Here is a 12,575-nt window from a genome sequence, read left to right as displayed (position 1 = left end):
GGTGAGTGACCCCTCGTTCAGCCGCGCACGGCTGCGGGCGGTGACCCGCCAGATCGATGCCGTCGAGGATCTCCTCGAGTACGCATCGCCGCACGACCCCACGGTGTGGTCGCGCCGCGGCGACATGCTGGTCGGCATCGGCTCCGCGCTGGCCTTCACCGGGCGGCTCCGGCCGGAGGGCACGGAGCTGACCCGGTGGTGGCACGAGGTGACCGCCGCGGCCGAGATCGACGACCCCCTCCGGGTGCCCGGCACCGGGCTCGTGGCGTTCGGCGCGCTGCCGTTCGACCCCGAGTCGGCCGCCATGGCGTCCTTCACGGTGCCCGCGGTGATCCTCGGCCGCCGCGACGGTCGCAGCTGGGTCACCCGCATCCAGCAGGTCGACGGAGCAGAGACCCCCGCCGCCCTCCCGACGCCGACCCCCTACGGCCCGCATTGGTCCGCGACGGTGGGCCCCGGCACGCTGACGCCGGACGGGTATCAGGATGCCGTCCGCGCCGGCCTCGAGGAGATCCGGGCCGGCGCCGTGAGCAAGGTCGTCCTCGCGCGCGACCTCGCCGGCACCGTCCCCGCCGGCTCCGACCTGCGCCGGCTCGTCCGCGCCCTCGCCGCCGCCTACCCCGACACGTGGACGTTCGCCGTCGATGGCCTCATCGGGGCGAGCCCCGAGACCCTCGTGACCGTCTCGGGCGGCACCGTCACGGCGCGCGTCCTCGCCGGGACGGTCGCCCGCGGTGCGGACGCCGACGCCGACACGGCAGCATCCGTCGCCCTCGCGACGAGCGCGAAGGACCTCGACGAGCACCAGTACGCCGTGCAGAGCGTGCTGGCCGCGCTCCGCCCGCACACGAGCGCCCTGGTCTCCGAGGAGCAGCCGTTCATGCTGAAGCTCCCCAATGTCTGGCATCTCGCGACGGACGTCGAGGGCGCCCTGGATGCGGGCGCGTCGGCGCTCGACCTGCTCGGCGCCCTGCACCCCACGGCCGCGGTCGCCGGCACCCCCACGCAGACCGCGATCGAGCTCATCCGCCGCCTCGAACCCTTCGACCGGGCGCGCTACGCCGGGCCGGTGGGCTGGATCGACGCACACGGCGACGGCGAGTGGGCGATCGCCCTGCGCTGCGCGCAGTTCGACCTGGACGCCGGCCGCAACGGCCGCATCCCGTTCACGGCGCACGCGGGCGCGGGCATCGTCGCCGGCAGCGATCCGGAGGCCGAGATGCTCGAGACCCGGGTGAAGTTCCGGCCCATCGTCGACGCGCTGGCCTGACGGATCTAGACTCCCGGGCATGTCGTTCGCAGACGTCGCGGCCGGCGACTACGACCGGTTCATGGGTCGCTTCTCGGCGCCGCTGGCCGGCCTGTTCGCCGACTTCGCGGGCATCGCCGCACCGGCCCGCGCCCTCGACGTGGGCTGCGGGACCGGCGCCCTGACGCGCGTGCTCGCCGGACGGCTCGGCCCTCACGCGGTCGCGGGCGTCGACCCGGCGGAGGGCTTCGTCGCGGCGGTGCGAGACCGCCTACCGGGCGTGGACGTCCGCGTCGCGGCGGCGGAGGACCTCCCGTTCGAGGACGACGCGTTCGACGCGACCCTCAGCGAGCTCGTCGTGCACTTCCTCTCCGACCCGGATGCCGCGTTCGCGGAGATGGTCCGCGTGACGCGCACCGGAGGCGTCGTGGCCGCGTGCGTGTGGGACTTCGAGCACGACCGGGCACCGCACTCGGCCTTCCTGCGCGCCGTGCGGGAGAGCGTCGACCGCGCGCCGACACCCCGGCGACCCGGCACGTCCCGCGGCGATCTGGCAGCCCGGCTGACGGCGGCGGGATGCCGGGACGTCGCGGAGACGGAGCTGACGGTGACCGAGGGCCGCGACGACTTCGACACCTGGTGGGAGGTGCATGCGCTGGGCATCGGGTCGACGGCGCGGATGCTGGACGGCCTCGACGATGCCGCGCTCGAGCGGGTGCGGATGCGCGCCTGGGAGCTCGTCGGCTCGGGCCCGATCACGACCGTCGCGACGGCGTGGGCGGCGCGCGGCACCGCTCCTTGACGCCGCCGGGGGCGGCTCAGCTCGCGGCGAGCCGCTTCTTCTCCGCCTCGACGTCGAAATCGGCGGCGGGCCACTGCGGATCGATGTCCTCCAGCGCCTGCAGCAGCAGAGCCTGCACCGCGACGCGCGCGTACCATTTCGCGTTCGCCGGCACCACGTGCCACGGCGCGTAGTCGGTCGAGGTGCGCTCGAACACCGTCTGATAGGCGTCCATGTACTGCGGCCAGCGGAGCCGCTCGTCGACGTCGCCGGGGTTGTACTTCCAGTGCTTGTCCGGCCGCTCCAGCCGCTCCATGAGGCGCGCCTTCTGCTCCTCCGGCGAGATGTGCAGCATGACCTTGATGATGCGGATCCCGCGCTCCACCAGCCGCGCCTCGAAGTCGTTGATGGCGTCGTACCGCCGCTCGATCTCGTCGGGCGGCGCGAGTTCGCGGACGCGCCCGATGAGCACGTCCTCGTAGTGCGACCGGTCGAAGACGCCGATGTAGCCCGGCGGCGGCACCTCCTTCTCGATGCGCCACAGGAAGTCGTGCGCGCGCTCCTCCTCGGTCGGCGCCTTGAACGCCTTCAGGTGAGCCCCCTGCGGGTCGGTCGCGCCGATGACGTGCCGGACGATGCCGCCTTTGCCCGCCGAGTCCATGGCCTGCAGGATCAGCAGCACCGCGGGGCTGTCGTCGATCACGCGACTCTGCGCGAAGAGTCGCTCCTGCAGCTCGTCGAGCTCCGCAGCGCCGGCCTCCAGGTCGGCGGCGCCGTCCTTCTTGTCGCCGTCGTATCCGGGGGTGGAGTCGGCATCGACGTCGGCGAGGCGGAAGCCCTCCCCCACGCGCAGCAGCTCGCTCGGGTCGGCGGTCCACTCCGTCTGGCTCTTCGCGGTCATGGACACATCATGGCCGAGGGCCGGTCAGCGGACCAGGGGAACCTCGATGATCTGGCGTCCGCCCACGGGGGCGGTGAGGGCCTGGTCGAGCGCCGCACGCGTCGTGACGCGCTGGTACTCCCACCCGTACGCCGTCGCGAGATGCTCGAGCCGCACCGCCTGCGGCGTGTAGAGCACGCGGTCCATCGCGTCGTGGGGGGCGACGGAGGCCACTTCGAGACCGTCGAAGATCGTGCCGCCGCCGTCGTTGCCGACGATCACCTGGATGCGGGGCTCACCCTCCCCCGGCGGGAGCAGCAGCGAGCCGACATCGTGCAGGAAGGCCAGGTCGCCGAGGAGCACCCGCGTGACACCGGGAACCCCGGCGGCATGGGCTGCCGCGGCGATGCCCATCGCGGTCGCGATGGTCCCGTCGATGCCGGCGAGGCCGCGGTTGGAGTGCACCGGCACCTTCTTGCCGCCGAGGAGCTGGTCGGCGACGCGCACGAGCCGGGAGGACGCGAAGACGAGCCGGTCGTGCGGCCAGGTCGCGCGCCACAGCGCGTCGACGAGGGCCGGCCGATCGAGCGGGGCGCGGATGACGTCGAGTTCGGCGGCGATCGCGCCGAGGCGCTCCGCCGGGACGGCGGAGGCGAGCGCATCGGCGTCCGGTGCGGCGGGGCTGAGGTCGACGGCCACGTCGCGCGAGGCGCGCATCCACGCGCCGAGCCAGTCCCGGTCGGTCTCGCCGGTCGCGGCGACGACGGCATCCACCGCGGTCGTCGCGCCGTTCAGGTTGAGCGGTTCGCCGGGGCCGCGGACGGCGAGCACGTCGACGTCGTCGCGGGAGAGCACGGCGACCGCTTCGCGGCTGAGGGTGGGATGCCCGAACACGACGGCACGTTCGATGCGGCCGCCGAGGTGCTCGTCGGCGAGGAGCGCGCGGTAGCCGTGCACGAGGTTCCGCCCGAAGCGGGAGCCGCTGACGATCTCCGCCACGAGCGGCCAGCCGCCGGCGTGGGCGAGTGCTTCGGCGGCCGGTCCCGCATCGGCGCCGGCGACGACGATCGTGCGCGGCCCGCGCGGCAGCACGTGCGGGTGATCCTCGGCGCCGGTCGGCTGGTCGGCTTCGCCGATGCCGCCGCCGCCCTGATAGAGCGCCCCGGACGGCTCCTGGCCCGCGGGATCGACGGCGAGGTCGGGCACGGAGTCGTCGTCCGCGGCGGAGACCGCGAGCTCGACGCCCGGCACCCCCAGCCACGGCGGGAGGGCGCCGGCCAGCGGCTCCCGGAACGGGAGGTTGAGGTGGACCGGCCCGGCGGACCGCGCGCCGGCGCCCAGCGCCGCCGCGAGCGCGTCGTCGGCCACGTGGCGGAGCATGGCGGACTGCTCGCCGGCGCCGTCCTCGTCGATCTCCTCCGGGACGGGCAGGTCGGTCTCCAGCCGCGTGTTCGGGGAGAACATGCCGGGCTGGCGGGTCGTCTGATTCGCCCCGACACCGCGCAGCTCGGGCGGGCGGTCGGCCGTGAGGAGCAGCAGCGGGACGCCCGCGTGGTGGGCCTCCAGCGCCGCCGGCAGCAGGTTCGCGGCGGCGGTGCCCGAGGTGCACAGCACGACGGCCGGCATCCGGGACTCGCGGCCGATGCCGAGCGCGGTGAAGCCGGCGACGCGCTCGTCGATGCGCACATGCACGCGGACCACGCCGCGCGCCTCCAGCTCGGCGGCGACGAGCGCGAGCGCCTGGGAGCGCGATCCGGGGCTCACGACGATGTGCCGGACACCGCGCTCGACGAGGCGGCCGAGCAGCGCGGCGGCGGCGTCGGTCGCGGGGGCGCGGTCGGCGCGCGCGGTGACGGTCATCTCAGCTGCGGCTGCCGCGCGGGCCGGTCGGCTCGTCGGAGTCGCCGTCGCCGGAGGTCTCCGACGGGGTCTCGGTCGGCGCGTCGGACGGCGGCGCGGTGCGCGGCGGGTCCTCTGCTTCCGCGTCGAGGGCGGCGAGCTCCTCCTCGAGACGCCGGATGCGCTCGTCCTGGTCGCTGATCGTGCCGATGCGTCCCAGGAAGTCGGGGTTGTCGTCGGGGGCACGGAACACCGGCGGCGTGCGCCGCTTCGTGCGTCCGACCGCGAGCCACAGGATGCCGCCGACGACGGGCAGCAGGATGACGATCAGCAGCCACACCGGCTTGCTGACGCCGCGGTGGCGGGTCGGCGGCTGGAGGGCACAGTCGACGATGCTGAAGACCCAGAACGCGATCAGCAGCAGAGCCAGAGGAAGCAGGACTCGCGCCACGGTTCCATCCTAGGCGGGGGAAGCGCGACCGGGGCGCGGGAGTCGGCGGCCCGTAGACTGGAGGCATGCGCGCCCGTTCCGCCCTCGTCTACACGGTGCTGCGGCTGCTGTTCTTCCTCGTGCCGTTCGGGATCATGATGCTCTTCCCGATCCTCCGCGAGTATTACTGGCTCGCCGCGATCTTCGCGGCCCTCATCGGCCTCAGCCTCTCACTGCTGCTCCTGCGCAAGCCCCTGGATGACATGACCTCGGGGCTTCGCCGGCGCCGAGCGGAGGAGCGGACCGCGCCGAGCGACGAGGAAGCCGAAGACGCGCGCTGAGCCACTCCGCACGGACGCGCCGCGGTCACCCGCGTCAGCCGGCGAATGCCCAGAACAGGAAGCCGCCGACGGCGACCGACGTCAGTGACGTGAGTGCGAGGGCGACGACGAGCTCCCGCGGCAGGCAGTAGGTCCAGACGATGAGGATCGCCGCGGCCGCCGGGATGAGCGCCAGGAGCGTCAGCCACGCGATCGGGTATACGAGGGCCAGAACCGCGGCGATCCCGAACGGCAGGAGCACGAGCACCGTGTAGAGCACCTGGGTCGCGCGCTTGCCGATCCGGACCGTGAGGGTGCGCTTGCCGGCGACCCGGTCCTGGTCGATGTCGCGAAGGTTGTTCGCGAGCAGCACGGCGCACGCCAGCATCCCCGCCGCGACAGCCCCGAACCACGCTTCCTGCGGCACGATGCCGACCTGCACGAAGGTCGTGCCGATCGTGGCGACGAGCCCGAAGAACACGAAGACGAAGAGCTCGCCGAGACCCGCGTACCCGTATGGGCGCTTGCCGCCGGTGTAGAACCACGCGGCGACGATGCACGCCGCGCCGATCAGGAGCATCCACCAGTGCTGGGTGCGGATGACGATCGCCAGGCCCGCGATCGCGGCGAGCGCGAAGAAGGCCAGCGCCACGATGAGGACGGTGCGCGGCCTCGCCTTGCGCGAGGCCGTGAGCCGGGCGGGCCCCACCCGGTGGTCGTCGGTGCCGCGGATGCCGTCCGAGTAGTCGTTGGCGTAGTTGACCCCGACCTGGAGCGCGACGGCGACAATGAGGCAGCACAGCGCGATGACCCAGTGCAGCCGCGGCTCCACGATCAGCGCCGCGCCCGTCCCGATGAGCACGGGCGTCACGGCCAGCGGCAGCGTACGCAGCCGGGCCGCACCGATCCAGTCGCCCAGCGTCGCCGGCGTCACCGCCCGCGGATCGCGCGAGACGTGCGCCTTCTGCGGGTTCCCGCGGGGTTGCTTCTTCTGCGATCCGCCCTGCGGGCGCTTCTTCCGGGTGCTGGCTGCCACGAGCAGTCATTGTAGGCCCCTGGTCGATGTCGGCCCCGGCGGCGACAATGGCCGACATGCTGATCATCGGCACGATCGTCCTCACCGTCGAGGACATCCCCCGCGCGAGCGCGTTCTGGACTGCGGCGCTGGGCTACCGGCCTCGCGGGGAGCCGTCGGATGACTGGGTCATCCTCGACCCGGCGGAGAAGGGCCACTGGTCGGGACGGGAGGCGAGCATCGCCCTGTCCGTCACGGGGTACCCGCAGCACTACCCGCCGCGCATCCATCTCGACCTGTACGCCGAGGACCAGTCCGCGGAGGTGGAGCGGCTGCTGTCCCTGGGCGCGCGCGAGGTCGACTGGCAGGGCTACCCCGAGGACGCGGACTGGGTCGTGCTGGAGGACACCGAGGGCAACCGGTTCTGCGTCGTCCAGACGGGGCCGTTCACCGCCGACCGCTAGCGATCTCGCTCAGCCGCCCGCCAGGGCGCGCAGCGCGGCACGGTCGGGCTTGCCGCTGGCCAGGTGCGGCATGTCGTCGACGAGCAGGACGGCGCGCGGGCGGGCCGGGGCACCGAGCTCCTCGGCGACGGCCGCGCGCACGATCGCGAGGAGCTCCTCCGTGTCTGCCTCGGCGTCGACGGCGCGGGCGCTGCGGGGCGCCACGACGACGGAGGCCTGTCCCCAGCGCTCGTCGGCGACCGGGACGACGACGGCGGATGCCATCCCCGCGATGCCGCGGACGACGCGCTCGACACGGTCGAGCGACACGTTGCTGCCGCCGGACACGATGACGTTGTCGATGCGGCCGGTCACCTGCAGCACCCCGCCGTCGAACGTGCCGGCATCCCCCGTGCGGTACCAGCGCGTGCCGTCGGCGTCGCGCAGGAAGGCGGCGGCGGTCCGCTCGGGATCATCGAGATACCCGTCCGCGAGCGTGGGGCCGGACAGCTGCACCTCACCGTCCACGACGCGGACGCCGACCCCGTCGAGCGGTACGCCGTCGTAGACGCACCCGCCGCTCGTCTCGCTCGAGCCGTACGTGCGCACCACCCGCGCCCCCGCGGCGGCGGCACGTTCGGCCAGCACCGCCGGCAGCGCCTGACCCCCGACGAGGATCGCCTCGAACGACGCGAGGGCCGCGGTCACCCGCGGGTCGGCCGCACCGGCATCCAGCAGCGTCTGCAGCTGCGCCGGGACGAGGGAGGTGTACGTGGGCACCCGGTGGCCGTGCTCGCTGGATGCCATGCCGGCGGCCGCCGCCGCGAACGCCTCCGGCTGGAACGAGCCGGTGAGCATGGCGGGCTCCCGCCCCGCGACGAGCGCGCGCACGAGCACCTGCACGCCGGCGACGTAGGACGGCGGGAGGGCGAGGAGCCACGAGCCGGAGCCGAGCCGGTCGGCCGTGGCGAGGGCGCCGGAAGTGAGCGCGGACCGGCTCAGCACGACCCCCTTCGGGTAGCCCGTCGAGCCGGAGGTCGTGACGACCACGGCGGTCCCGGCCGGGACCTCGCGGGGCACCGCACCGCCGAGCGCCACCGCCGGACCGGCACCCAGGACGGCGCCGCGCAGGGCGCGGAGCACGGCCCGCGCGTCGGCGGTGTCGACCGGCTCGAGGCGCATCAGTAGTGGTACGGGTATGCGGACCAGTCCGGGTCGCGCTTCTCGAGGAACGCGTCGCGGCCTTCTACCGCCTCGTCCGTTCCGTAGGCAAGCCGGGTGGCCTCCCCCGCGAACACCTGCTGGCCGACCATCCCGTCGTCGACGGCGTTGAACGCGAACTTCAGCATCCGGATCGCGGTGGGCGACTTCCCCAGGATCGTCCGGGCCATCGCGATGGCCTCCCGCTCGAGCTCGGCGTGCGGCACGACACGATTGACGGCGCCCATCTCGTACGCGCGCTGGGCCGAGTACTCCTCGGCGAGGAAGAACACCTCGCGGGCGACCTTCTGCCCCACCTGACGGGCCATGTACGCCGACCCGTAGCCGGCGTCGAAGGATCCCACGTGGGCGTCGGTCTGCTTGAACCGGCCGTGCTCGGCGGACGCGATGGAGAGGTCGCACACGATGTGCAGGGAGTGCCCGCCACCTGCCGCCCACCCGGGGATGACGGCGATGACCACCTTCGGCATGAACCGGATGAGGCGCTGCACCTCGAGGATGTGCAGGCGTCCTGCGCGGGCGGGGTCGCCGACGGCGGTCTCGGAGTCGGAGTACTTGTAGCCGTCGCGGCCGCGGATGCGCTGGTCGCCGCCGGAGCAGAACGCCCAGCCGCCGTCCTTCGAGCTCGGGCCGTTGCCGGTGAGCAGCACGACACCGATCTTCGGGTCCTGCCGGGCGATGTCGAGGGCGCGGTACAGCTCGTCGACGGTGTGCGGCCGGAAGGCGTTGCGCACCTCGGGCCGGTCGAAGGCGATGCGCGCGATCCGCCCGTCGTTCGACACGTGCGCCGTGATGTCGGAATAGCCGTCGGCGCCGGGTGCCGGCATCCACTCGGTCGGGTCGAACAGATCGGAAACGGTCACCCGACCAGATTACGCGCCGGGTCCGCCGGCCCGGCGGCGAGGGATGCCGCGGCCTACGCTGGATCGGTGACTTCGAAGCTCCTCACCCTGGCGGCCGCCGCCGCGCTCGCCCTCACGCTCGGCGCGTGCTCCTCCTCCCCGACGTCCTCCCCCTCGAGCCCCGCCGCCACGGCGGATGGCGAGTGCGCGGGCGTGACCGTGATCGTCGACGCCGGCGACCTGGCCGCCGCGGACGAGGTGTCGTCGGAGACGTGCATCGAGACGGATGCCGCGGTCATCGCGGCCGACGCGTTCGCCGAGGCGGGTGTGGAGACGGTCGGGACGACCCAGTACCCCGAGGACATCGTGTGCCGCGTCAACGGCGCGCCCGCCGCGGACGAGGTGCTCGTCGCGGAGGACGGCATGGAGTACACCGAGACATGCGAGAGCATGCCGGCCGCGTTCGCGTACTGGTCGCTGTGGGAGAAGCCGGCCGGCGGCGAATGGGGCTACGCGGCGGAGGGCGCCGCGACCCTCTCCCTCGAGCCGGGCGACAGCGTCGAACTGCTCTTCACCCTCAACGGCGAGCCGGCGGCGCCGACTCCGTGACGCTGCGCCCCGGACCGCTGAAGGCCGCGGCGGCCCTCGCCGCGGGCTTCATCGTCGTCCGGGTCGTGTACCGGGTGCTGTTCCACGGCGCCGACGGATCGGGCGCGGTCGTGCTCGACCTGCCGAGCCTGCGGCTGCCCCCGCCGTTCGCGCACGTCGTCGCCCTCGGCCCGGCCACGACCGACGGGCTGTGGGCGGCGGCGCTCGGCGCGGCGCCGATCGCGGCGACGATCCTCGCGTTCGGGGCGCTGAACGCCGCACTGGATCTGCCTCGCCTGCTCGCACGCGGCGCGCGACGCGGGCCGTTCCGCGGCATCGCCCGGATGCTGTCGGTCGCGTGGGCGACGCTTCCGGCGCTCGCGGATGCCGTCCGCGCCGTGCGGTTCGCGCGACGGCTGCGCGGTGAGCGTCAAGGCGCCCGCATCCTCTCCCCCGTCCTGGAGCGCACGCTCGAGCGGGCGACGGCGGTCGCCGCGGCCCTCGAACTGCGCGGGTACGGCGGGAACGGTCTGGAGGGGGCGTGCGCCGAACCGGTCGTGCTGCGCGGCGCTGCCGCGGGGTTCGGCGGCGGGGACGTGCTGCGCGTCGACGAGCTGGCACTGGACCCGGGCACGCTCGTCGTCGTCTCGGGCCACACGGGCTCGGGGAAATCGACGCTGCTGCGTGCGCTCAGCGGCCTGCACTCCCACGTCGACGGCGGCGCGCTCTCCGGCGCGGTGCACGTGGTCGGGCTCGACCGCGCGGCCGTCCCGCCGCGCGACACCGCCCGCACCGTCGGGGTCGTGCTGCAGAACCCGCGCGGCGCCTTCGCGACGACGCGGGTCGCCGACGAGGTCGGCCTGGCCCTCGAGCTGCGCGGGGTCGCGCCCGTCATCGTCGCCGCACGGGTCGCGGAGGTCGCCGAGCGAGTCGGGATCACCGCGCTCCTCGACCGGCCGATCACGGGCCTCTCGGCGGGCGAGGCGACGCTCGTCGCGATCGCGGCGGCGGTCATCGAGCATCCGATCCTGCTGCTGGTCGATGAGCCCCTCGCCGACCTCGACGTGCGGGCGCGGGCGCGGATGGCCGCGCTGCTGGCTGCTCTCGCGCACGAGGCGGGGGTGTGCGTCGTCGTCGCCGAGCACCGGACCGCAGACCTCGCGGCCTCGGCCGACCGCATCCTGCAGGTCTCCGACGGCGGGCTGCACGATATCCCCGTGGCCGACGGTTCCTCGGAGATCCGCGCTTCGTCGGAGCATTCGGACGGATTCCGCCGACCCCGTGCGGATCTCCGACGGACGGCCGGGATGCCGGGGCTCACGGCGGCCGGGGTGACGGTGCGGCACGGCTCGACGACGGTCGTGCAGGATGCCGCGGTGCGCGTGGCGCCCGGCGAGATCGCCGCGCTCACCGGCCCGAACGGCGCGGGGAAGTCGAGCCTGCTCGCCGCGCTCGCCGTCTCGGCCCGCCGCGCGGCGGGCGAGGTACGGGTCGGCGACGACGCGCCCCGCGGACGGGAGATCGCGCTCGTCCCCGATGCGTCCGACGACCTCTTCCTCCGCGACACCGTGGCGGCGGAGTGCCGGCACGCCGACCGGCGGGCAGGACTGCCGCAGGATGCCACGGCCGCCCGCTTCGCGTCCTTCCTCGGTCTCGACGTCGACGGCCCCGGCTTCGTGCGGCGCCTCGGCCAGCATCCCCGCGACCTGTCCGTCGGCGAGCGCCGCTGCCTCGCGATCGCGCTCCAGACGGCCCACCGCCCGCGCGTCCTCCTCGTGGACGAGCCGACGCGCGGGCTGGATCCGGCGGCCCGGCGTCTCGTCGCCGGAGCCCTCGCTGCGGAGGCGGACGCCGGTGCCGCCGTGCTGCTGGCCACCCACGACGGCGTATTCGCCGCCGCACTGGGCGCGCGCGTGATCCCGATCCGCGCGGGGCGGTTGCCGGATGCCACGGCGTCGGACCTCCTGTTGTCGCTGTCTCGGGCTGAGCCCCGGCCGACGGCGGATGCCGCCCTCGCGCCGACGCGGATCGGCCGGCGCCCCGAGGTCGCCCCGCCCGCCGTGGTTTCCTCCACGATCCCTCCCCTCCTGGCACCGCCCGCCCGCACCGGTCCGTCCCGCCCGCACCGGAGCGCGCTCGCGCGCCGCGGGCTCCGGGCCTCGACCGCGACCCGGCTCCGTCGCGGTGCGCTCGTCGCCGCGAACGTCGCGGCCCTCGCCGCGTTCACGTGGCCGCTCGTGGCATCCGCCCTTCCCGAGCAGGCGCATGCCGCCGTGCCGTTCATCGCCCTCGCCCTCGCACCCGTCGCCGTCCTCGTGGTCTTCGCGGCCCTCGACGGCTCGGTGCGCTCCGCGCACACGCTCGCACTCCTCGCCGTGCTCGCCGCGGTCGGCGCCGCGATCCGCATCGCCGGCACCGGAGTCGGCGGCGTCGAGGCGCTGTTCGTGCTGCTGATCCTCGCGGGGCGGGCGTACGGCGCGAGATTCGGGCTGCTGCTCGGCGCTGCAGCCGTCGGCCTGTCCGCAATCGTGTGGGGCGGGGTCGGGCCCTGGCTGCCGTTCCAGATGTTCGCGTGCGGGTGGGTCGGGGCTGGTGCCGGGCTCCTCCCCCGCGGCATCCGCGGTCGCGGCGAGATCGCGCTGCTGTGCGGGTACGGCGTCGCCGCCTCCTATGTCTTCGGGCTGCTGATGAACCTATGGTTCTGGCCGTTCGCCGTCGGTTCGGGGACCGGCATCTCCTACGTACCGGGCGGCTCACTCACCGAGAACCTCGGCAGCTTCCTCGTCTACTCGCTCCTGACCTCGACGGCCGGATGGGACACGCTCCGCGCCGTCACGACGGTCCTCGGCCTGCTCCTGGTCGGCCGTCCCATCCTCGCGGCGCTGCGGCGCGCGAAGCCGATCACGGCGCCTCCCACCCCGGTGGTCCCCGCACTCCGCGTCGGCGTGGGAAACTGAGGGGGGCGGT

General features: G+C 74.3%; 12 protein-coding genes. 6 read left to right on the top strand and 6 right to left on the bottom strand.

Going from position 1 to position 12,575, the window contains the following annotated elements; genetic code table 11:
- Position 1 precedes the first annotated feature (1 nt).
- Together BR85_RS00580 and BR85_RS00575 are read left to right on the top strand one after the other, a co-directional pair.
- Positions 2 to 1,270 carry an isochorismate synthase gene (locus tag BR85_RS00580; protein ID WP_036273028.1) on the top strand — a complete coding sequence of 423 codons (1,269 nt, stop codon included), beginning with the start codon at positions 2 to 4 and terminating at the stop codon, positions 1,268 to 1,270.
- A gap of 19 nt (positions 1,271 to 1,289) precedes the next feature.
- Entirely contained in the window at positions 1,290 to 2,051 is a 762-nt protein-coding gene (locus BR85_RS00575; protein ID WP_028496957.1) for a class I SAM-dependent methyltransferase, read from the top strand.
- A 16-nt stretch (positions 2,052 to 2,067) separates the two neighbouring features.
- Here BR85_RS00575 and BR85_RS00570 read toward each other — a convergent pair whose 3' ends face one another.
- The 3 genes from BR85_RS00570 to BR85_RS00560 are packed head-to-tail and all read right to left on the bottom strand — an operon-like array spanning position 2,068 to position 5,200.
- Complete coding sequence (locus BR85_RS00570) at positions 2,068 to 2,931, bottom strand: polyphosphate kinase 2 family protein (RefSeq protein WP_028496958.1); 864 nt, start codon at positions 2,929 to 2,931, stop codon at positions 2,068 to 2,070.
- A gap of 24 nt (positions 2,932 to 2,955) precedes the next feature.
- Entirely contained in the window at positions 2,956 to 4,770 is a 1,815-nt protein-coding gene (gene menD / locus BR85_RS00565; RefSeq protein WP_028496959.1) for a 2-succinyl-5-enolpyruvyl-6-hydroxy-3-cyclohexene-1-carboxylic-acid synthase, read from the bottom strand.
- 1 nt (position 4,771) lies between these two features.
- Positions 4,772 to 5,200: a PLD nuclease N-terminal domain-containing protein gene (locus BR85_RS00560; protein ID WP_028496960.1), complete on the bottom strand. Its 429-nt coding sequence runs from the start codon at positions 5,198 to 5,200 to the stop codon at positions 4,772 to 4,774.
- 65 nt (positions 5,201 to 5,265) lie between these two features.
- Between BR85_RS00560 and BR85_RS00555 the strand changes: the two genes are divergently transcribed.
- Complete coding sequence (locus BR85_RS00555; RefSeq protein ID WP_028496961.1) at positions 5,266 to 5,520, top strand: DUF4229 domain-containing protein; 255 nt, start codon at positions 5,266 to 5,268, stop codon at positions 5,518 to 5,520.
- A gap of 34 nt (positions 5,521 to 5,554) precedes the next feature.
- Here BR85_RS00555 and BR85_RS00550 read toward each other — a convergent pair whose 3' ends face one another.
- A complete protein-coding gene (locus tag BR85_RS00550) occupies positions 5,555 to 6,535 on the bottom strand; it encodes a 1,4-dihydroxy-2-naphthoate polyprenyltransferase (RefSeq protein WP_028496962.1) in 981 nt (326 codons plus the stop codon).
- A gap of 56 nt (positions 6,536 to 6,591) precedes the next feature.
- Here BR85_RS00550 and BR85_RS00545 point away from each other — a divergent pair, with 56 nt between their 5' ends.
- A complete protein-coding gene (locus tag BR85_RS00545) occupies positions 6,592 to 6,978 on the top strand; it encodes a VOC family protein (protein WP_036273031.1) in 387 nt (128 codons plus the stop codon).
- 9 nt (positions 6,979 to 6,987) lie between these two features.
- Here the strand turns inward: BR85_RS00545 and BR85_RS00540 are convergent, their stop codons facing one another.
- Positions 6,988 to 8,139: an AMP-binding protein gene (locus tag BR85_RS00540; protein ID WP_028496964.1), complete on the bottom strand. Its 1,152-nt coding sequence runs from the start codon at positions 8,137 to 8,139 to the stop codon at positions 6,988 to 6,990.
- Positions 8,139 to 9,005, bottom strand: a complete 867-nt coding sequence (locus tag BR85_RS00535; RefSeq protein ID WP_424960584.1) for a 1,4-dihydroxy-2-naphthoyl-CoA synthase — start codon at positions 9,003 to 9,005, stop codon at positions 8,139 to 8,141. Before BR85_RS00535 ends, BR85_RS00540 begins: the two co-directional genes overlap by 1 nt.
- A gap of 102 nt (positions 9,006 to 9,107) precedes the next feature.
- On the opposite strand from BR85_RS00535, the gene BR85_RS00530 reads away from it, so the two are divergent.
- On the top strand, positions 9,108 to 9,629 hold the full coding sequence (locus tag BR85_RS00530) for a hypothetical protein (RefSeq protein ID WP_028496966.1): 522 nt from the start codon (positions 9,108 to 9,110) through the stop codon (positions 9,627 to 9,629).
- Positions 9,626 to 12,565, top strand: coding sequence for an ATP-binding cassette domain-containing protein (locus BR85_RS00525; protein ID WP_036273032.1), 2,940 nt, complete (start codon positions 9,626 to 9,628; stop codon positions 12,563 to 12,565). Before BR85_RS00530 ends, BR85_RS00525 begins: the two co-directional genes overlap by 4 nt.
- The last annotated feature ends 10 nt before the right edge of the window (positions 12,566 to 12,575 follow it).

It is taken from the genome of Microbacterium sp. UNCCL10, from assembly GCF_000746195.1.
GTDB lineage: Bacteria > Actinomycetota > Actinomycetes > Actinomycetales > Microbacteriaceae > Microbacterium > Microbacterium saccharophilum.
Note: the sequence above shows the minus strand (reverse complement) of the source record. Positions and strands in the feature narration are given on the sequence as shown.

Coding starts and splice junctions, on each gene's coding strand:
- BR85_RS00535 (WP_424960584.1), bottom strand. CDS start 9,005: ATGCCGGCACCCGGCGCCGACGGCTATTCCGACATCACGGCGCACGTG.
- BR85_RS00575 (WP_028496957.1), top strand. CDS start 1,290: ATGTCGTTCGCAGACGTCGCGGCCGGCGACTACGACCGGTTCATGGGT.
- BR85_RS00540 (WP_028496964.1), bottom strand. CDS start 8,139: ATGCGCCTCGAGCCGGTCGACACCGCCGACGCGCGGGCCGTGCTCCGC.
- BR85_RS00570 (WP_028496958.1), bottom strand. CDS start 2,931: ATGACCGCGAAGAGCCAGACGGAGTGGACCGCCGACCCGAGCGAGCTG.
- menD (WP_028496959.1), bottom strand. CDS start 4,770: ATGACCGTCACCGCGCGCGCCGACCGCGCCCCCGCGACCGACGCCGCC.
- BR85_RS00555 (WP_028496961.1), top strand. CDS start 5,266: ATGCGCGCCCGTTCCGCCCTCGTCTACACGGTGCTGCGGCTGCTGTTC.
- BR85_RS00545 (WP_036273031.1), top strand. CDS start 6,592: ATGCTGATCATCGGCACGATCGTCCTCACCGTCGAGGACATCCCCCGC.